The following is a 17,529-nucleotide window of genomic DNA, read 5'->3' on the forward strand; positions in this document are numbered from 1 at the left end:
AAGGATTGAAATGTCTAGGCGCGTTGCTTTAACCTTAGCTAGTGTATTGCTTTTGGGGGCGTGTAGTTCAGGCCCCAAACAGGCCGTCTTTTTACAAAACATGCCCAGTTGGATGGTGCAGGACATGAGTGGGTACACCACGCAAGGGGTCGACAGCTCCCATGTGATCGATGGGCAAGTGGAGCGATCGGAGGTGATTGCCAGAGAGCGTGCCCGCTTTAGGGTGGCGGTCCACATCGCCAATAAACTCAAAGAAACCTACACTGCCAGCCAAAACGCCCACCAAAAGCCCTACGATGACGCGATTTTTAACCAGGTCATCCAAGCCATTTCTGCAAGTTTGGGGCATGGCGTGCAACTAGGCGAGTACATCAACCCGAACAATCAAGAGGTCTTCATGCTGGTGCAGGTAAACTTTTACGACCCCACTAAACTCCAAGTGGCTTTAGAAAAAATCAAATCTTTAGCTCCAGAAACGATTCAGCAGATCACTGCGGGTGTGAAAAAGATCTTCAATGAAGTGAGTTTAGAGAACGACACCAAAAACCATCACGACTTCACGAAAGAGCGCGGGGGGCATTAAAAGCCCCCAACGGGAAATCTAAAAGGGAGCACAAAAGGGGGAGGTTTACTTGACCTTTTCTAGGTATTCGCCTGTTTGCGTGTTGACTTTAATCACTTCGCCCTCGAGTACATGGAAGGGCACTTGTACCACCGCGCCGGTTTCGAGTGTGGCGGGTTTTTTGCTCGCACTTGAAGTGTCGCCCTTGAAGTTGGGGGGCGTTTCTGTGATCTTCAACTCCACCACTTGGGCGACTTCAACAGAGATCGCCTTGTCGTTGTGGAAGAGCACTTGCACTTGTGAGCCATCGAGCATCCATTTAGGCGCATCGCCCACTTGATTCTCTGTGAGGGCAATCTGCTCGTAGGTTTCCGTATCCATGAACTGGTAGCTGCTCCCATCAAAGTAGAGAAACTGCATGGGTTTTTGCAATAAGTTGGGCTCATCGCATTTATCGCCGGCGTGGAAGGTCTTTTCAATCACCTTGCCGTCCAAAAACGATTTGATCTTAGCCCTAACAAAGGCTGCACCCTTACCCGGTTTGACATGCTGGTATTCCACAATGCGGTAAGGTACGCCCTGTATTTCAATCTTCAAATTCTTTTTTAACTCGCCCATGCCAATGGCCATTTAATTCCTTTAATCCTTAAATTTTATCCGCACTGCCAAGCACACGCATGCGCTCCACAATGACGGCTTTCACCGCCTCCATGCCGGGGGTGAAATACTTACGCAAATCAAACTCGCTGGGGTTTTCATTTGCCATTTTACGCACCTGTGCGATGAAAGCGAGGCGTAAGTCTGTGTCGATGTTGATTTTATTGATCCCACCCTTGATGGACTGCTCGATGAAGTCAAAGGGCACACCCTTGCCCCCCTTTAAATCCCCGCCCGTACTCAAGAAAGCTTGGCGTACACTCTCAGGGATCGAGCTGGCTCCGTGTAAGACTAAGGGAATGTTTGTGCGTCTTTTCACCTCCACAAGCCGTTCAAAGTCTAATTTAGGCTCGCCTTTAAACTTAAACGCCCCATGGCTCGTGCCGATGGCGGGGGCCAAATAATCCACCTTGCTGACCTTCACAAACTCTTCAGCTTCATCAGGATTGACTAAAACCGCGTCTTTTTCATCTACAGAGATGTTGTCCTCAATCCCCATGAGTCGCCCCAGCTCCGCCTCTACGCTCACCCCCTTAGAGTGGGCATAATCCACGACCTCTTTAGTGAGTTCTAAATTCTCTTTGTAGGGGTGGTGGGAGGCATCGATCATCACAGAGGTGAAACCCGCATCCACCGCCTTTTTACAGCTCTCAAAGCTGCTGCCATGGTCTAAATGCAAAGCCACGGGGATGTTTGAGTGGCGCTTGCTCATGGTGTAGACCATGCTAAGCACCATGTCGATGCCTAGATACTTGATCGCCCCCTCGCTGGCTTGCACGATGAGGGGCGATTGTGCAGTGTCGGCGGCCTCAAAAATGGCGCGCAACATTTCAAAATTGACAAAGTTAAACGCCCCGACCCCATAACCTTCTTGATGCGCCTTGCTCAAAATCTCAATGCCGGTGACTAACATACAAACCCCCTAGTCTTTGGCGATGTTGATTTCTACATGCTTGCGCAATTTTTCCAGCTCCCCTTTGACATATTCTTGAAATTGGTGTTCTTTGAGAATACCGATGATGGTTTGTTTGGCTTGCTCAAAAGTGGGGGTCTTGGGCTCGTTTTTGCTCGTGAGGTAGATCACATGGTAGCCAAACTTGGTTTTAACGGGGGTTTTGGTGTAACTGCCGGGTCTTAGTGCAAAGACAGCATTGGAAAACTCAGGCGCCATTTGGTTTTTTTGGAATTTGCCTAAATCCCCGCCATTCTTGCTGTTCTTGGTGTTAGGGTCGATGGATTCTTTGTTGGCAATGCTGATGAACTCTTGCTCCACTTTATTTTTGGGGACTTTGTTGAGCTCGGAGATCACCCGTTTGGCTTCAGCTTCGGTTTTCACCAAAATATGGCGGGCGTGGGCTTCTTGCTGCACAAACTGCGCCTTATTCGCTTCGTAGTATTGTTTTAATTTGGCCTCGGGGATGTCCTCTTTGCCGATGACTTCAGCCTTATTTTTTGCCCATGTTTCGACAAGAAGTTGTTTTTTGTAAGCCTCCATCCTTTTGGCAAATTCTGGCGTTTCGTCTAACTTCTCTTTTTTGGCTTCTCTTTCAATCAACAAATTGTTGATGGCCTGTTCTAACAAGGCTTCTTTTTGCTCGGGTTTGAGTTTGTCAAAGTCAAAATTGGGGTTGCGCTGTTTAATCACATTAAAATCGCTCTCTGTGATGTCCACCACTTCAGGTTTGGCGGGGGCTTCTTTGTGTCTCCTATGGTGTTTACCCTTAGTAGGTGTGTCTTGGGGAGCGGGGAAGGTCACGGTGGCTAAAGTCTTAGCTCCCACAAAGCCCACACCTAAAACCCCCATTAAAACCAAACTCATAACGCTTCTCTTAACCATAAAGTTCTCCAAACTTATTGTGAATTGAAGCCTTGCATTTGCAAAGGCATGAAAAGTTTATTCTAGCATGCTAAACTTAATGTAACCACTTAAAGCTACAAAGTGGGCTATCTTAAAAATACGAGGAAAAAATGGAAACACCACTACAAAACATCCACAAAAGCTGGAAAGACTTTTTAAGCTGGAAAATGTTGTTTTTAAACTTGGGGCCCGTGTTCTTGGGGGTACTCTTTTGGGGGGTGATCTTGTTCCACTTTGGGGGCAACATGGTGCGCATCATCGAGGGCTTTTTACCCACAAGCTGGGATCACTACGCCCACACAAATGGACTTTTGCCCGCCATGTTCTTGCTCGCCATTAAGATGTTCACTTATGTGCTGTTGCTGTTGAGCGTTTTAATGCTCAGCCTCATCGGCAATCTCTTCATCTCTCTCTTTTACACCCCTGTGGTGATCTGCTACCTACACAGCCACGATTACACAAACCTACCCCTAGAAAACTTTGGAGATTTCATGGGTTGTATCCAGCACTTCTTAAAGCAATTTGCTTACTTGTGTATGTTTTTGGTGGTGTGCGCCCCACTCTACTTTATCCCCATCATCGGTGTATTTGTGTCGCTCATCCCCCATTACTTCTTCTTTAAAAACACGATCTCTTTTGACATCGGCAGCTCCATTTATAATCAAGAAACCTATCGGGAAGTGCTGAGAGACTACAAAGTGCCCCACCACAAAATCTCGATCATGGCTTATTTGTTCTCTTTAATCCCCATCTTTAACTTCTTCGCCACACTTTTACAGACCATCATTTTAGCCCGCTTCTTTTTAGACATTAAAGCCCAAAAGTCTAATGTGTCACAAATTTAGCCAAGCCCCAGCCCAAGACCACGCACAGCAAGCCTAAGAGGTTGCTGCCCACCACATAAGCGATGGCTTCACCGAAGGCTTGTTTTTGTAGGAGTTTTAGGGTGTCTAGCCCAAAGGAAGAGAAAGTCGTGAACCCCCCTAGTACCCCCGTGATGAAAAACACGCTCATTTTATCGCCCAACACAGACTTGGCCGCCAAATGCCCGGCAAAGCCGATCACAAAACACCCAATCAAATTCACGCTGAAAGTGCCGACCGGGAAACTCTGCCAAATCCATAGCTTCGTGGGCGCGATCTTGCCCACAAAATAGCGCAAACTCGCCCCCACAGCACCGCCCAAAGCGGCTAGTAAAAACATCAAATGCATCTCGAGTCCTTTAAAATTTTCACCAATACTAGCAAAGATTTAGAGCGTTTTGGCTAACTCTATACACGCTTCAAGGCTGGTCTGTGGACTTAAATGGGCGCAAATGTTTTTAGAAAAGGCGTTTAAAGTGCTTGTGCCGATGGCGATAGCGGTGTAGCTAGAATCCCACGCAAAATTAGCCAAAAAATGCCTATAACTGCTAGGCGCGCTAAACACCAGCACAGAGTGGGGTTTGGGTTTTTGCGTTTGGGGCAACTTTAAGGGAGTGTTTTGATAAGCGATGAGAGAGGGTAAAAAGTCTAGGGCATTTGTGGCGGTTTCTTTGGCACGCACAAAGAGCGTGGGGCTGGGCAAAAGGGTTTTGATTTCTCTTAAAAAACCTGTGGCATTTCCGCTTTGCCCCACAAAGGACACATTAAAGCCCAAATCCTTAGCCACTTGTGCGCTTTTATGTGCCAATACAAACACGGGCAGGCTTTTTAAAAAGGCGAGGGTTTTGCTGTTTTTTAAATTGTGTTCTAAACTCAAAGGGGCGTGTTTAGAAGTGAAAAGCAAGGCTTTCAAAGAATGCAGGGGGGGGGTTAGATTGTCTAAATTTAAGGGCAAATAGACAATTTGGCCACAGGCCAAGTAGCCGACACCGCCAAAGTCCGCTGGCCTTGCACTCCCTGTGGGAGTGCTGCCGACCACGACAATTGGACGCACTAATTCTCTAGGACTTCTAAGCCCGATGCCTTAAAGTCGTCAAAGTCTGCCTTCAAAAAGTAGACATTAGAAACCCCAGCCCCGTGCAAAGCATTGGCGTACTGCGCAGCGGTGTTGCCCCGCCAGCATTGCAAAATAATCCTTTCTTGTGGGTGTTCAAGGGCGAACCTTTTAATGGCGTTCAAGTCGTCCATGTGGATCGCTTCTTTTAAATGCGCCTTGTGGTAACTCTCTGCGTCCCTGATGTCGATCACGCGATAGTCCTTGGGGTTAAAATGCCCTAAATCCACGAGTTGGTGGGTGTAGCTGCTCTGCATGCAAATCCTTTAAAATTTTACGGGGGATTTTAGCATGTTTTCGCACACAAAGATAAACAGCAAAAGAAGTGGTAAAATTGGCTTATTTTGACAACAAAGGCAACACATGCAACAAAATTACGCCGCATTTTACCAAGAAGCCCAAGAGTTTTTGGGCGATCGTGTTTATAAGGATTATTTGCGCCGAGTGGTCTATGGCATCGATGCGTCATGTTATCGCTATGTCCCCGAGTTGGTCGTCAAAGTCCGCCACGAGGCAGAGGTCATGCGCCTTTGCGCTTTGGCTAAAAAACACAGCACCTCCCTAACTTTTAGGGCGGCAGGCAGCTCTTTATCCGGGCAGGCGTGTGGGAGTGGAGTGTTGGTGATGGCAAATTTAGGCTGGCAAGAGATCAAGCCTCAAAACGATGGGGCAAGTGTGCGGCTTGGTTGTGGGGTGATCGGAGCACAAGCCAACAATGCCCTGAGGGCGTACCAAAAAAAGATCGGGCCAGACCCTGCGACCATCGCGACCGCGATGGTGGGGGGGATTTTAGCCAACAACGCCAGCGGCATGTGCTGCGGAGTAGCACAAAACAGCTATAAAACCTTGAAATCGATTCGTGTAGTTTTAGCCGATGGCACGCTCTTAGACACGAGCAAACAAGAGAGCGTGGAGGCGTTTAAACAAAGCCACGCCCCGCTCCTAGAGGGGTTATTAGCTTTGCGCAAAGAGGTGCTGGAGGATGAAGAATTGCACGCCTTGATCCAAAAGAAATACAAAATCAAAAACACCACAGGTTATAGTCTAAACGCTCTTGTGGATTTTGAAGACCCCATAGACATTTTAAGCCATTTATTCATAGGTTCGGAGGGGACTTTGGGCTTTATCTCTAGCTGTGAGCTGCATTGTGTGCCCGACTACCCTTATAAAATCTGCTTCTTGCTCTTTTACGAGAGCTTGGCGGCAAGCTTAAAAGGGGTGCAAATTTTGGCACAAAATGCGGATAAAATCAGCGCCGCCGAGCTAATGGACTATGCGTGTCTAGCCAGCGTGAAGGGTGCGGAGGGCATGCCTAGCGTGTTAAACGAGGTGAAGCCGGGCTATGCGTGCATTTTGGCGCAACTTGAGAGCACCGATCTAAGCACCCTTGAAGCCAACAGCACCTTTGTGTTAGAAAAATTGCAAGCCGCCCCCACAATTTTGCCCCTAGAGCAAAGCGCAGACCCCAAAGTCTACAACACATGGTGGAAAATTAGAAAAGGCATTTTTCCCATTGTGGCGGGGCGGCGGCGCAGTGGGGCGAGTGTGATTACAGAGGATTTATGCTTTGACATGGAGCATTTACAAGAGGGAATTGCCAACTTGCAAAGCTTGTTAGAAAAGCATGGCTTTAAAGAACATAGTGTGATTTTTGGGCATGCCTTGAGTGGCAATTTGCATTTTTTAATCACCCCCATTTTAGAAAACCCCAAAGAGCGGGCGCAATTTAGCGCGCTCATGGAGGATTTAGCCCAAATGGTCGCCTCTTTGCAAGGCTCGATCAAAGCCGAGCATGGCACAGGGCGCATGGTCGCCCCCTTTGTCAAATTAGAGTGGGGTGAGAAGGCCTATCAAATTTGCGAGCGCATTAAAGCTTTGTTTGACCCGGACAAACTCTTAAACCCCGATGTGATTCTCTCCAACGACCCGCAAATCCACGCCAAGAATTTAAAAGAGAGCGTGCCCATTGCCCCCGAGATCGAGCCTTGCATGGAGTGTGGATTTTGTGAGCGCATTTGCCCTAGTCGGTATTTGTCGCTCACCCCACGCCAGCGCATAAGCTTACAGCGTGAGATCGCCTATTTGGGCAAAAAAGCGGCACAAGGTTTAGCCACAGACATTGCCCTACTTGAAGAGTTGTTAGAGGGGTATAAATATCTGAGCGATGAAACCTGTGCGGCGTGCCATATGTGCTCTACCCTTTGTCCGCTAGGCATTGACAGCGCCACGATTGCGCTTAAAAGCCGCAGACAAGAAAAAACCCCCCTAGTGGCTAAAGAAATTTTAAAACACATGGGTGCCGTGGTCGGGGGCTTAAAAGTGGGGCTTGGCGCGGTGCAAGTGGGGCAAGTGGCATTGGGGGCAAATTTTATCCACAAGTGCAGCCAAAAGTTGCACGCCAAAATCCACACGCCCATCGTCCCAAATTACATGCCAAGAAGGAATCAATTTAAACTCACCAGCAAGCCCGGCAACCAAAGCGTGCTGTATTTTTCCACTTGTATCAATCGGGCGTTTGCACCCTCTAAATTAATGCCCGATCAGCGCAGCTTGCAAGAAGTCTTTGAGTCGCTGTGCCAAAAAGCCGGCTTTGGGGTGATCTACCCGACAGAGTTGCCTAAATTTTGCTGTGGCAAGGCGTTCATTGACTATCCAGACTTGAGTGTACAAAACACAGAGAAAAACGCCAAATTGCTAAAAGAGTTGTCTCAAAATGGCGCAATCCCCATTGTGATCGACCACAGCGCATGCAGCGCGTATTTGATCGAACAGTTAGAACACACGGGACTCAAAATCTACGACATGCCCATTTTCATCCAAGAGTTTTTGTTGCCCCATTTAAAAATCACGCCTTTAAACGAGGACATCGCCCTTTACACAATGTGTGCAGCCAAACGCTTGGGCTATGCGCAGAACATGCGGGATTTGGCTAAAGCATGCGTGAGTGGTAAGGTTGTAGAGCACACCGACACGGGTTGTTGCGGTTTTGCCGGCAATAAGGGGTTTTTAACCCCAGAGCTCAACGACCACGCCCTGCTAGATTTCACCAGCTTCTACCAAGATAAAAAACTTAAAAAAGGCTTTTGCAGCTCCAGCACTTGCGAAGTGGGCTTAAGCCAGCACACAAACATCCCCTTCCAGCACATTGCCTACTTGGTCGATTCGTGCAGCGATGAATAACTTAGCGCATTTAGCCATTATTATGGATGGCAACGGGCGGTGGGCAAAGTTGCAGGGCAAACCCCGCACCCATGGACACCAGCAGGGAATCAATGCCCTAAGAAACATCACCATTTGGTGTGCCAAAGAACACATCGCCTACCTCACGCTTTACGCCTTTTCTACCGAGAATTGGAGTCGCCCCAAAACCGAAGTGGAGTTTCTAATGCGCATGCTCAAAAAATATCTCGTGCAAGAACGCCCCACTTATTTAGAGCATAAAATCCGCTTCAAGGCGATCGGCAATTTAAAGAAGTTCAGCCCCACCCTGCAAAAGACCATTTTAAATTTGGAGCAGGAAACCGCCACACACACGGCCTTAACGCAGGTGTTAGCCCTAAACTATGGGGGGCGTGATGAGATCGCTAGGGCGTGTGGGCGCATATTGGAGCGTGGCTTAAAGGGAGATTTGCAAGAGCTCATCGGGGCGCATTTAGACACCGCTGGCTTGCCCGATGTGGATTTGTTGGTGCGCACAGGGGGGGAGATGCGCCTGTCTAATTTTTTGCTGTGGCAATCTAGCTATGCCGAGTTGTTTTTTAGTCCCGTGTTGTGGCCCGACTTTACACCCGAGCATTTGGCGCAAATCATCGCTTCATTTAACCAAAGACAACGCAAATTTGGTAAGGTGTAGCAAAAAGGGGCGAGCATGGCGTTAAGAGTTGTGGTGTGGGATTTTGATGGAGTGGTGTTTAACAGCATGCACTTAAAAGGCGAGGGGTTTAAGGCGTTGTTTAGACGGCACACAAAGGCGGATGAAACAATCTTAAAGGCGTTTGAGGATTACCATTACGCCAATGGGGGGGTGAGTCGCTTTGATAAAATTGCCCATTTTTACACCCAAATTTTAAAGAAAACCATAGATGTGGATAAAATCAACGCCCTAGTTGAGGAGTTCGGGCAAATCATTTCTAAAGACCTGTTCTCGAGAGAACATTTAAACGCAGAAGTGTTGGACTTCATCAAGGCAAACGATGAGGCGTATATTTTCCACATCGCCTCGGCGGCTCTGCATAGCGAGTTGCAAGTGCTCTGCGAGTTTTTGGGGATTGTGCCCTATTTTAAGAGCATTGAGGGCACGCCCCCGGCAAAGGTTAAAATTTTAAGCAATCTTTGCGCCAAGTACGGCTATGAGCCTAGCCAAATGGTCTTGATCGGCGATAGCAAGAGCGATTATGAGAGCGCAAGGGCCAATAAAATTGCTTTTTTAGGTTACAACAACCCCGCCCTAAAAGAGTTGTGGCCAAATGCCTATATCCATACTTTTAAAGGCTTAGATTTAGAAAAACTCACACAGAGGGCTTGCTTAGATCAATTTTGACATCACAACGCTCAATGGTACTGAGGCGGTGTGCGATTACGAGTAAAGTTTTGTCTTCAGCCACGCTGTAAATCTCGTCCATGATTTTTGCCTCTGTAGGGGTGTCTAGGGCAGAGGTGGCTTCATCTAGGACTAAAATCTCGGGGTTGTCATACAAGGCCCTAGCAATGCCTAGCCTTTGCTTTTGCCCTCCGCTGAGGTTGATCCCCCCCTCGCCTATGGTCGTTTCAATCCCCCGATGTTGGCACAAAAAGTCGTAAATGTGCGCCATTTTGCAAACCTCTATGACCCTGTTTTCATCCAGCGGGCTACCACAAGCGACATTTTCTGCCACACTCCCATCAAACAAATAGATGTGCTGGGGGATGTAGCCGATCTTTTGCCGCCATGTACGGATGTTTTGGGGGGTTAGGGGGGCATGATCTATGAAAATCTGCCCCTCATTTGGATACAGCACACCTATAATGATGTCCACGAGTGTGGATTTACCACACCCACTAGGCCCGACAAAAGCGACTTTTTGCCCCTTTTTGATCTCCAAATCCACGCCTTGTAAAATGGGGTGGGTATGCTTGTAGGCAAAACTGACATTTTTAAGGCAGATCGCCTCTTTAAAGGGTAAATCTAATGCCCCCTCTTCTTGGATGGGGCGCTTCAAGTCCTTGTAAACCCCATTGATCGCGTGCTGTTGGTAACAGATGATGTTGTATTGATCTAAAATGCGGTTTAAGGAGGGGAGCATGCGATAAAGGGCTAAAGCGTACATGGAGATGATGGGCAAGACCATCCGCGCCTCTCCATATTTATGCAAGACATAGACGACCGCTAAAATGAGCAGACTAAAGCCCACGGTCTCTAAAAAGCGGTTGGGGATCGCTTGCAGAGTGCGGTAGGTGATGTTGGCTTTGGCACTATTGAGGCTGTTTTGGCTAAAGATTTGGTAGGCTTGTTCGTGATTGTCTTTCAGTTTGGTGATTTTAAAATTGCCAAAAAACTTAGAAAAGATTTTTAGGGATTGTACTTGCGTGTTGTTGGCGATCTGCCCCTTTTGTTGGATGAACCTAGACATGTATTTGGTAATGAAAAAGACTTGCAGGGCGAGGATAAAGGTTAAAGCAAGGGTCATTTTCCAGTTGGTGTAAAGCAAGAGTCCATACAAAAATAACATGATGCTCAGTTCGGAGAGCAATCCTAAAATGGCATTCAAGCCCTCTGCTACATTCTGGCTTTTTCCCATGATGGCGTGGCGGATTTTGTCTAGGTTGAGGTTGATGTGCTCTAAGTAGGAGCTTTTGAGGTGGTGCATGAACAGCCTTTGGGCAAGGGCGTGCGCCTTTTTGGAGGCAAAACGGCCATTGACATAGGCAAAGAGCACGCTATAACCCAAACGGAACACATACAGCCCCACGAGCACAAAGCTGAAAAAGTAGGCAAAGTGTAGAGGGGTTTTAAAGTGAAAAGTGTCATAAACCGCGCGGGCATAGGGGTTAGAGAGGATCAAATCTGGCGAGCTAGCCAGCGTGATGAAGGGCATGATCGCGCTGATCGAAAAGACTTCGATCAAAGAGAGCAGAATCGACATAAAAACCAACACAACTAAGATTTTTTTATCTCGTTTATCAAATAGGGCAGAGATTTGCAAGAGCGAACGCAAGAAAATTTTAAAGAGGCTGAGACGCTTCTTTGAAGCCAAGTAGAATCCTTAAAAGACAATTTAAAGGAGCAAATTATACCCAAAACCCACCTTGATTGTTAATGGATATTTGGCTACAATGCGCCCGTTAGTTTTTCTAACAAAAACAATCATATTTACGAGGAGATTTTTTATGTTAGTTACAAAAGTCGCACCCGATTTTAAAGCCGCGGCTGTTTTGCCCAATAACCAAGTGGATGAGCATTTTGAATTGTCTAAAAATTTAGGACGCAATGGCGCAGTGCTGTTCTTTTGGCCCAAAGATTTTACTTTTGTTTGCCCCTCTGAAGTCATTGCTTTTGACCACCGCGTGAAAGAATTTAACGAAAGGGGCTTTAATGTGATTGGGGTTTCCACCGACACCGAAGTGGTCCACTATGCTTGGAAAAACACCCCCACAGAAAAGGGCGGAATCGGTCAAGTTACTTTCCCTATCGTGGCAGATGTGACCAAAGACATCGCTAGGGCCTACGATGTGCTCTTTGAAAACGCCATCGCTCTTAGAGGTTCCTTTCTCATTGACAAACACCAAAAAATCCGCCATGCAGTGATCAACGACTTCCCCCTAGGGCGCAATGTAGATGAAATGCTACGCATGGTGGATGCCTTGATTTTCTTTGAAGAACATGGCGAGGTCTGCCCTGCTGGTTGGCAAAAAGGCGATGCGGGCATGAAAGCTAGCCATGAGGGTGTGGCTGAATACCTCAAAGAACACGCGAGCCGCCTATAAGTTTTAAACCTAGCTTTGGCTCGTTTGCTCGGGCAGTGCCCGGGCAGGGGGCGGAGTCTCCTTGTGGGACAAAGGGTCCCCCCTGTGGGTTTGGGTGAAGTTTGCAAATTGCAAGATTTCACAACTCCCTTCAATGAGATCAAGCATTTTTAGCAAGCCTTGTAACTCTCTGTGGTACACCACAATCCCACACCCCCTGATGAAAATGAAATGCCGCTTGCTCGCTTGTAAATAGTGCAAAATGTCCACCGAGGAGCGATCTTGCCAATCTTTATAGCTCTTGGGGTCGTAGATTTCTATTTTTGACCCTAGGAGGGTGGCGCCCAGGTAATCTTTGGGAATTAGGTATTCGTTGGTTAAAGAGTAGGCAATGGCGTGTGGGGGGCGGCCATAGGCGATGAAACGGGCTTCTGTGAAGTGGCGGTAAATGCTGGCGTGGATGCCCACATCCATGCTCGCCTCTCTCCAGCGGTAGTCCAATTTATCTTGCAAGACGATGAAGGACTCTTCGTCCAAATTGTCAAAAACGGCGTTGTTCTTATTGATGAGAAAGCGAGTCGCCCCCATGCGGGCTGAGATTGAGCCCCTAAAAATGCTAAAAAAGCCCTTGCGAAACATCGAGAGCGACACCTTTTTAAGCTGTTCCAAGAGTTTTTGATCCACTTCTCTAACATAGACATTTTTCATAGCGGGGATTCTAACACATTTATTTGCAGATTGTGTGGGTCTAGCGCCACACAATCCCCCTCTTTGAGCTTCTTAGCATAGGGCAGGCATAAAATTTGTGGCCCTAGGGCCAGGGTGAGCTCTTGATTTTGGCTTTGCAGCACTTTAGCGTGCAGGGCTGTTTGGGGCTTTAAGCTTTGGATGTGGGCGGTGTGGGTTGGCCCCTGTGCTTGTAGGTGTATCAGCGTGGTTGCCATTTTATGGGCTTCTAAAAGGTCGTGGGTGATGAGTAAGGTGGTGAGCTTAAAGTGTGCGCTTAAAAATTTGATCTGTTCTTGCAGTTTGGAGCGCATATGCGGATCAAGCGCGCTCAAACCCTCATCTAGGCATAAAAGCGACCCGCCATCAAGGGCACGCAAAATCGCCCGTGCCAAAGCGACCCTTTGTTGTTGCCCGCCTGAGAGTGTGGCGATGGGGCGTTTCAACAACCCCTCTAGCTCCATGAGAGCGGTGATCTCAGCGATTTTAGGGTGTTTGGGGGCCCCAAAGGCGATGTTTTGCTGGGTGTTTAAATGGGGGAACAGTCCATAATCTTGAAACACAAAGCCCACTTTGCGCTCCTGCGGGCTTAGGTTAATGTGCTTTTGTGTGTCGCACCACACCCGCCCCTGAACAACAATGCGCCCACAATCGGGGGTTTCTAACCCGGCGATGGCGCGCAACAAGGTGCTTTTGCCCACACCAGAAGCCCCCATCAAGGCGTAGGTTTGGGCAGATTGTAGGCGCAAGTTGGCCTCTAGGTTAAAGTCTCCCCCCGCCCCCTTTAAGCGTTTTTGTACTAAAATCTCCAGCATGTTTTATCTCAACAAGTCTAAAGTTTCAAAATGCTACAACAAAACTTTATAGCTATCTTAACATAGGTTACTTGCATGCGTAAATGGTTGCTCCCCCTAGTCTTGAGTAGTTCTGGTTTTTTAATGGCACACCCTAAAGATGGGTTCTTTGTGGAGGGGGGCTTGATGACAGGTTTATTAGAAACCCAAGAAGACATTGAGAAAAAGCCCCCCTGCCCGCTGGGTGTGATCTGTGATTCCACTTACATGCTAAATGCCGCGCCCACTTTCACGCAGGCGGCCTTAGATAACCGCAAAAACCCCGTTACTTTTAACACCACCCACCCGGTGAAAATGCAACTAAGCGATGGGCAGTTACACATTGAAAGCTTTTTGCCCTACAACCTCCACAATGTCAATGTTTATATGACCACTGCCAATGGGCAAAAGGTCAAGGTGGGCATGTTTAAAGACATCCCGCAATTTACCCAAAGTGTGATCGCCCAAAGTTTGCTCCCCGAGATCGCCAAAGCTGGGGGCAATGCCAACTCCACTTTTAGCCTAGAACCCTCCGCCAGCTCCGATCCCACCACCACACAGGTTTTAAACGATCTTAACAAAATCACGGTGGACATCAAGGGCGAGATTGCCCAAGCCGGGGCTGCTGGCAACACCACTTGGGCGATTCCTACACCCGCGCAGGCAAAAGAATTAGTGGAAACCTTTTTAAATTTAACCGCCATGTTAAGTTCCCCCGAGTTTAAAAATGCGGTTTTAAACGCCCCCTTTGATCTAGTCAATGGCCCCTCGGACTTTAAACCCAATGTTGTCCCTAACGCGCAGGGGCAGTGTGGGAGCAACACAGCTTGCACACACGACATCCTCAACAAACAGCAGGTTTATGACAGATACACGGGTCAAAAAATCATTGTGATCGACACCCTCACTTCCAAAGCCCCCTATGAAGGTCTGGGTGGTCCGGGGGTTTGGGGGGTACAGCCCTACATCATTAATCCCAAAGATGCCAAGATTTTAGATACCAATAGCCTCAATAGCGATACATGGCCTATCATCACCATCATGCACGAATTTGGGCATGTCAATGACTACGGGCACAATGGCAACATGACTTACCAAAATGGCTGGTACAACTCTATCGGAGGGCCGGAATCGACTGACGGGCCGCATGCCGGCTGGAAATATTACAAAATTAATGGCCAATATGTCCAAGCGGGCATGGGCGGGATCGGTGTAGATGTGTGGACACAACTTGGTAAAGCGGGGGACTTGCCCATCAACTACAACAATTTAGCCAGCCAAAGTAGTCCCGTTTACCCCACCGCCTTCATGCGCGCGTTACGCAGTGTCCTCTCCACCAACAGCGCCGCCGCTTCGGCGATGGTGGGCTTTAATGTCATGGGGGGTTACCAACAATACTTCAACGACTACTTCGGGCTGTCTTACTATGGAATCATCAAATACAACTACGCTAAAAGAATGGGCTTTGTGCACACCATCAACCAAGTCGCCTTCGGGGTGGGGATGGACGCGCTCATTGACTTTAAAACCAATTACAGCACCTACCGCATCCGCAACAAAAGAGGGGTCGGCATTGTGCACCGTAAATTTAAAAGCTCCTATGGCATGTTTGTGGGCTTTCGGGCGTTGTGGAAGGGCTATGGCTTAAAGGGGGCGGGGTTTTTCAACAGCGGCAATTTGAACCTAGATGTGGGCTTTAACTACCGCTACAAGCACTCCAAATACAGCATCGGCGTCGCTTTGCCTTTAGCCCAGCAAAATTTAGTCGCCAAAATCAACACCAACGACCTTGCGGGCACGCTCACCATTAAAGAGGGTGTGCGCCATTTCAATGTCTTCTTCAACTACGGCTGGGTGTTTTAGCTACTTGCCTAGACAAAACTTAGAGAACATCACCCCGAGCATTTCCTCCGTGTTGTAGGGGCTGGTGAGCCTAGCCAAACTCTCTAAAGCGTCTTTAATGTGGTAAGCAAAGAGCTCAAGCTCAAGGCGTGCTAGGGGTTTTGTTGCTTCTTGTAGGTGGGCGATGGTGGCTTCTAGGGCTTCTTGTTGGCTTAAGGCAGGCAAGATCACATCGGGCAAGTCGGTTTGCATGAAAGGGGCTAGGGCTTCTTGGATCAGGGGCAAACAAGGGCTTCCTTTGGCACTTAAAACAAGTGGGGGGGCTTTGATGAAGGGCAGTTTTTCTAAAAGGGCGGGGGTGTCTAGCTTTTTAACGCAATCGCTTTTATTCAAAACCACAAGGATGATTTTGTCTTGTTGCTTTGCTAGCAAGTCTAAAATATGCATGTCTTGGTCGTCTAATGCGTGGCTCAAGTCAAATAAAGCCAAAATGATTTGGCTCTCTTGCATGCGTGCCTTGCTTCTAGCAATGCCTAAGCTCTCGATCACATCCGCCCCCTCCCTAATGCCCGCCGTGTCCACAAGGCGTACACAAGAGCCATTGAGATAAATGACCTCCTCTATAGTGTCCCTAGTGGTGCCGGCAAGCGGGCTCACTATGGCGCGCTCTTGCAACAAGAGGGCGTTTAAAAGCGAGCTCTTGCCCACATTGGGCTTGCCCACAATGCTTAGAGTGTAGCCCTCTAGCTGGGCCTGTTTGGCTTTAGACACCTCTAGGGTGTGTTGCAACTTCTCTAAGGTGGGGCGCATTTTGGCGCACATCATCTCTGGCAAGTTTTCGGGCAAATCCTCTTCGGCGTAGTCGATCAACACCTCAGCCGTGGCGATGAGCTCTAAAAGGGCGGTGCGGACGGAGTGCACGAAGTCTTTAAGCCCCCCCTTAAGCTGTTTTGCCATCGCCTTTGCCATAGACGCGTTTTGGCTCTCGATGAGTTGTTGCAGAGCCTGTATTTGTGATAAATCCATGCGCCCATTGAAAAACGCCCGCTTGCTAAACTCCCCGCTTGTCGCAAGCCTTGCCCCCGCCTTTAAGCAAGCCTCTAGGATTAATCGCGCCACAAGCACCCCCCCGTGGCATTGGATTTCGGCGACATCCTCGCCTGTGTAGCTGTGGGGGGCTTGAAAATAAAGGGCGAGGGCTTGATCTAATAAATCCCCACTAGGCTCAAAACAATCCACCAAGATCGCTTTTCTAGGGGCAAAGTGGGGGCGGTGTGTCAGGGCTTGTAGGATTTTTAGGCAATCTTTGCCGCTGATCTTCACAATGGCGATCGCGCCCTGCCCCGGGGCTGTGGCGATGGCGGCGATGGTGTCAGTCATTCACGACTACAACCGACTCGTTTTGGCTGTTTTGTTCGATCGCTATATGCTTATTAGGAAAGGCCTCTCGTAGGCGTTTTAAGGCAATGTGTAAGAGCATGCCATCTAGGGGCTTGGTTTGCGCCTTGCCGACCTCATGCACGGCCATCATCACGCCCTGCAAATACACCTCCATCATTTCCTCTTGATCTTTTAAAAAGCTCGCCACCTCTAGGCGGACATTGTAATTGTGCTTGTGGTGTATCCAATTAAAGAGCAAGTAAGATAAGGCATTGTAGCGGTAGCCCTTTTCACCGATGATGAGAGCCGAGTCGGGGCCATTGATTTCGATCAACAGCGTTTGGGGGTTGTAAAGGCTCACTTGTATGCGCTCGATCTCATAGGGCAGATGGCTAAACAAACTCTCTAGCTCGGCTTGGATTTGGGCTAACTTGTTTGTGGGTTGTGGGCTTGGGGCTTCTTGAGTGTGCCTTGCTTGGGGGCTGGGGTTTGTGGCTGTGGTGCGGCGGTTTCAGGGAGCAAGCCATCGGCTTGCGCTTGCTGGGGGCTGGGGTTGGCTGGGGGTTTATGGGGGCTTGGGGTTTTCTTTGCACCCTTAGAATGGCTTCCTTTTTACCTAAGCCCAAAAAGCCCTTGCTGGGGGCTTGGATCACTTCATACTCCAAATCCACGACCGAACAGCCAAGCACCGAAGAAGCCTTGATGATCGCCTCTTCTAGGCTCGGGGCGTTGATGGTTTGCATGCCAACTCC

19 protein-coding genes are annotated in these 17,529 nt (G+C 48.5%); 7 read left to right on the plus strand and 12 right to left on the minus strand.

From position 1 onward, the window contains the following. The first annotated feature begins 10 nt into the window (after window positions 1–10). Window positions 11–583: a hypothetical protein gene (locus tag K6J72_RS02635; RefSeq protein WP_221280395.1), complete on the plus strand. Its 573-nt coding sequence runs from the start codon at window positions 11–13 to the stop codon at window positions 581–583. Between the two features lie 45 nt (window positions 584–628). On the opposite strand, the gene efp is transcribed toward K6J72_RS02635, so the two are convergent. Genes efp through K6J72_RS02650 form a run of 3 tightly spaced genes read right to left on the minus strand, consistent with a single transcriptional unit; the run spans window position 629 to window position 3,056 of the window. Further along, complete coding sequence (gene efp / locus K6J72_RS02640) at window positions 629–1,192, minus strand: elongation factor P (protein WP_221280398.1); 564 nt, start codon at window positions 1,190–1,192, stop codon at window positions 629–631. Window positions 1,193–1,208: 16 nt separating this feature from the next. Continuing rightward, entirely contained in the window at window positions 1,209–2,132 is a 924-nt protein-coding gene (locus K6J72_RS02645; protein ID WP_221280400.1) for a class II fructose-bisphosphate aldolase, read from the minus strand. 9 nt (window positions 2,133–2,141) lie between these two features. Further along, the gene (locus K6J72_RS02650; RefSeq protein WP_221280403.1) at window positions 2,142–3,056 is read right to left on the minus strand and encodes a peptidylprolyl isomerase; all 915 of its coding nucleotides are present in this window, start codon (window positions 3,054–3,056) and stop codon (window positions 2,142–2,144) included. Window positions 3,057–3,187: 131 nt separating this feature from the next. On the opposite strand from K6J72_RS02650, the gene K6J72_RS02655 reads away from it, so the two are divergent. Beyond that, window positions 3,188–3,922 carry an EI24 domain-containing protein gene (locus K6J72_RS02655; protein WP_221280405.1) on the plus strand — a complete coding sequence of 245 codons (735 nt, stop codon included), beginning with the start codon at window positions 3,188–3,190 and terminating at the stop codon, window positions 3,920–3,922. On the opposite strand, the gene crcB is transcribed toward K6J72_RS02655, so the two are convergent. Genes crcB through K6J72_RS02670 form a run of 3 tightly spaced genes read right to left on the minus strand, consistent with a single transcriptional unit; the run spans window position 3,903 to window position 5,311 of the window. Further along, entirely contained in the window at window positions 3,903–4,289 is a 387-nt protein-coding gene (crcB, locus tag K6J72_RS02660; RefSeq protein WP_221280407.1) for a fluoride efflux transporter CrcB, read from the minus strand. The two genes, K6J72_RS02655 and crcB, sit on opposite strands and share 20 nt — an antisense overlap. A gap of 39 nt (window positions 4,290–4,328) precedes the next feature. After that, window positions 4,329–4,994, minus strand: a complete 666-nt coding sequence (locus K6J72_RS02665) for a uroporphyrinogen-III synthase (protein WP_221280409.1) — start codon at window positions 4,992–4,994, stop codon at window positions 4,329–4,331. Beyond that, window positions 4,994–5,311 (minus strand): rhodanese-like domain-containing protein, encoded by a 318-nt coding sequence (locus K6J72_RS02670; RefSeq protein ID WP_221280411.1) that lies wholly within the window; start codon window positions 5,309–5,311, stop codon window positions 4,994–4,996. The genes K6J72_RS02665 and K6J72_RS02670 overlap by 1 nt, the downstream gene beginning before the upstream one ends. Before the next feature lie 106 nt (window positions 5,312–5,417). Here K6J72_RS02670 and K6J72_RS02675 point away from each other — a divergent pair, with 106 nt between their 5' ends. From K6J72_RS02675 to K6J72_RS02685, 3 genes are read left to right on the plus strand one after another with little or no spacing between them, the layout of a single operon-like run. Next, window positions 5,418–8,234 carry an FAD-binding and (Fe-S)-binding domain-containing protein gene (locus tag K6J72_RS02675; protein ID WP_221280412.1) on the plus strand — a complete coding sequence of 939 codons (2,817 nt, stop codon included), beginning with the start codon at window positions 5,418–5,420 and terminating at the stop codon, window positions 8,232–8,234. Beyond that, the gene (locus K6J72_RS02680) at window positions 8,227–8,907 is read left to right on the plus strand and encodes a di-trans,poly-cis-decaprenylcistransferase (protein WP_221280414.1); all 681 of its coding nucleotides are present in this window, start codon (window positions 8,227–8,229) and stop codon (window positions 8,905–8,907) included. Before K6J72_RS02675 ends, K6J72_RS02680 begins: the two co-directional genes overlap by 8 nt. Window positions 8,908–8,922: 15 nt before the next feature. After that, complete coding sequence (locus tag K6J72_RS02685; RefSeq protein WP_221280416.1) at window positions 8,923–9,594, plus strand: HAD family hydrolase; 672 nt, start codon at window positions 8,923–8,925, stop codon at window positions 9,592–9,594. Here K6J72_RS02685 and K6J72_RS02690 read toward each other — a convergent pair. Next, entirely contained in the window at window positions 9,563–11,287 is a 1,725-nt protein-coding gene (locus K6J72_RS02690; RefSeq protein WP_221280418.1) for an ABC transporter ATP-binding protein/permease, read from the minus strand. The genes K6J72_RS02685 and K6J72_RS02690 overlap by 32 nt on opposite strands. 133 nt (window positions 11,288–11,420) lie before the next feature. On the opposite strand from K6J72_RS02690, the gene K6J72_RS02695 reads away from it, so the two are divergent. Beyond that, window positions 11,421–12,017, plus strand: a complete 597-nt coding sequence (locus K6J72_RS02695; protein WP_221280421.1) for a peroxiredoxin — start codon at window positions 11,421–11,423, stop codon at window positions 12,015–12,017. Between the two features lie 9 nt (window positions 12,018–12,026). Here the strand turns inward: K6J72_RS02695 and K6J72_RS02700 are convergent, their stop codons facing one another. Together K6J72_RS02700 and K6J72_RS02705 are read right to left on the minus strand one after the other, a co-directional pair. Then, window positions 12,027–12,704: a class II aldolase and adducin N-terminal domain-containing protein gene (locus K6J72_RS02700; RefSeq protein ID WP_221280423.1), complete on the minus strand. Its 678-nt coding sequence runs from the start codon at window positions 12,702–12,704 to the stop codon at window positions 12,027–12,029. Continuing rightward, a complete protein-coding gene (locus K6J72_RS02705; RefSeq protein ID WP_221280424.1) occupies window positions 12,701–13,537 on the minus strand; it encodes an ATP-binding cassette domain-containing protein in 837 nt (278 codons plus the stop codon). Before K6J72_RS02705 ends, K6J72_RS02700 begins: the two co-directional genes overlap by 4 nt. Before the next feature lie 75 nt (window positions 13,538–13,612). Here K6J72_RS02705 and K6J72_RS02710 point away from each other — a divergent pair, with 75 nt between their 5' ends. Then, the gene (locus K6J72_RS02710) at window positions 13,613–15,418 is read left to right on the plus strand and encodes an outer membrane protein (protein ID WP_221280426.1); all 1,806 of its coding nucleotides are present in this window, start codon (window positions 13,613–13,615) and stop codon (window positions 15,416–15,418) included. Here K6J72_RS02710 and mnmE read toward each other — a convergent pair whose 3' ends face one another. Genes mnmE through K6J72_RS08630 form a run of 3 tightly spaced genes read right to left on the minus strand, consistent with a single transcriptional unit; the run spans window position 15,419 to window position 17,520 of the window. After that, the gene (gene mnmE / locus K6J72_RS02715; RefSeq protein WP_221280428.1) at window positions 15,419–16,777 is read right to left on the minus strand and encodes a tRNA uridine-5-carboxymethylaminomethyl(34) synthesis GTPase MnmE; all 1,359 of its coding nucleotides are present in this window, start codon (window positions 16,775–16,777) and stop codon (window positions 15,419–15,421) included. Further along, a complete protein-coding gene (locus K6J72_RS08625) occupies window positions 16,770–17,177 on the minus strand; it encodes an RNA-binding protein (protein WP_430886737.1) in 408 nt (135 codons plus the stop codon). Before K6J72_RS08625 ends, mnmE begins: the two co-directional genes overlap by 8 nt. Beyond that, window positions 17,170–17,520, minus strand: coding sequence for a Jag N-terminal domain-containing protein (locus K6J72_RS08630; protein WP_430886738.1), 351 nt, complete (start codon window positions 17,518–17,520; stop codon window positions 17,170–17,172). The genes K6J72_RS08625 and K6J72_RS08630 overlap by 8 nt, the downstream gene beginning before the upstream one ends. Window positions 17,521–17,529: the final 9 nt, after the last annotated feature.

This window comes from Helicobacter sp. NHP19-003 (genome assembly GCF_019703305.1).
Lineage (GTDB): Bacteria > Campylobacterota > Campylobacteria > Campylobacterales > Helicobacteraceae > Helicobacter > Helicobacter gastrocanis.

Coding starts and splice junctions, on each gene's coding strand:
- K6J72_RS02655 (WP_221280405.1), top strand. CDS start 3,188: ATGGAAACACCACTACAAAACATCCACAAAAGCTGGAAAGACTTTTTA.
- K6J72_RS02645 (WP_221280400.1), bottom strand. CDS start 2,132: ATGTTAGTCACCGGCATTGAGATTTTGAGCAAGGCGCATCAAGAAGGT.
- mnmE (WP_221280428.1), bottom strand. CDS start 16,777: ATGACTGACACCATCGCCGCCATCGCCACAGCCCCGGGGCAGGGCGCG.
- K6J72_RS02675 (WP_221280412.1), top strand. CDS start 5,418: ATGCAACAAAATTACGCCGCATTTTACCAAGAAGCCCAAGAGTTTTTG.
- K6J72_RS02685 (WP_221280416.1), top strand. CDS start 8,923: ATGGCGTTAAGAGTTGTGGTGTGGGATTTTGATGGAGTGGTGTTTAAC.
- K6J72_RS02695 (WP_221280421.1), top strand. CDS start 11,421: ATGTTAGTTACAAAAGTCGCACCCGATTTTAAAGCCGCGGCTGTTTTG.
- K6J72_RS02650 (WP_221280403.1), bottom strand. CDS start 3,056: ATGGTTAAGAGAAGCGTTATGAGTTTGGTTTTAATGGGGGTTTTAGGT.
- K6J72_RS02635 (WP_221280395.1), top strand. CDS start 11: ATGTCTAGGCGCGTTGCTTTAACCTTAGCTAGTGTATTGCTTTTGGGG.
- crcB (WP_221280407.1), bottom strand. CDS start 4,289: ATGCATTTGATGTTTTTACTAGCCGCTTTGGGCGGTGCTGTGGGGGCG.
- K6J72_RS02710 (WP_221280426.1), top strand. CDS start 13,613: ATGCGTAAATGGTTGCTCCCCCTAGTCTTGAGTAGTTCTGGTTTTTTA.
- K6J72_RS02670 (WP_221280411.1), bottom strand. CDS start 5,311: ATGCAGAGCAGCTACACCCACCAACTCGTGGATTTAGGGCATTTTAAC.
- K6J72_RS02705 (WP_221280424.1), bottom strand. CDS start 13,537: ATGCTGGAGATTTTAGTACAAAAACGCTTAAAGGGGGCGGGGGGAGAC.
- K6J72_RS02700 (WP_221280423.1), bottom strand. CDS start 12,704: ATGAAAAATGTCTATGTTAGAGAAGTGGATCAAAAACTCTTGGAACAG.
- K6J72_RS02680 (WP_221280414.1), top strand. CDS start 8,227: ATGAATAACTTAGCGCATTTAGCCATTATTATGGATGGCAACGGGCGG.
- K6J72_RS08630 (WP_430886738.1), bottom strand. CDS start 17,520: ATGCAAACCATCAACGCCCCGAGCCTAGAAGAGGCGATCATCAAGGCT.
- efp (WP_221280398.1), bottom strand. CDS start 1,192: ATGGCCATTGGCATGGGCGAGTTAAAAAAGAATTTGAAGATTGAAATA.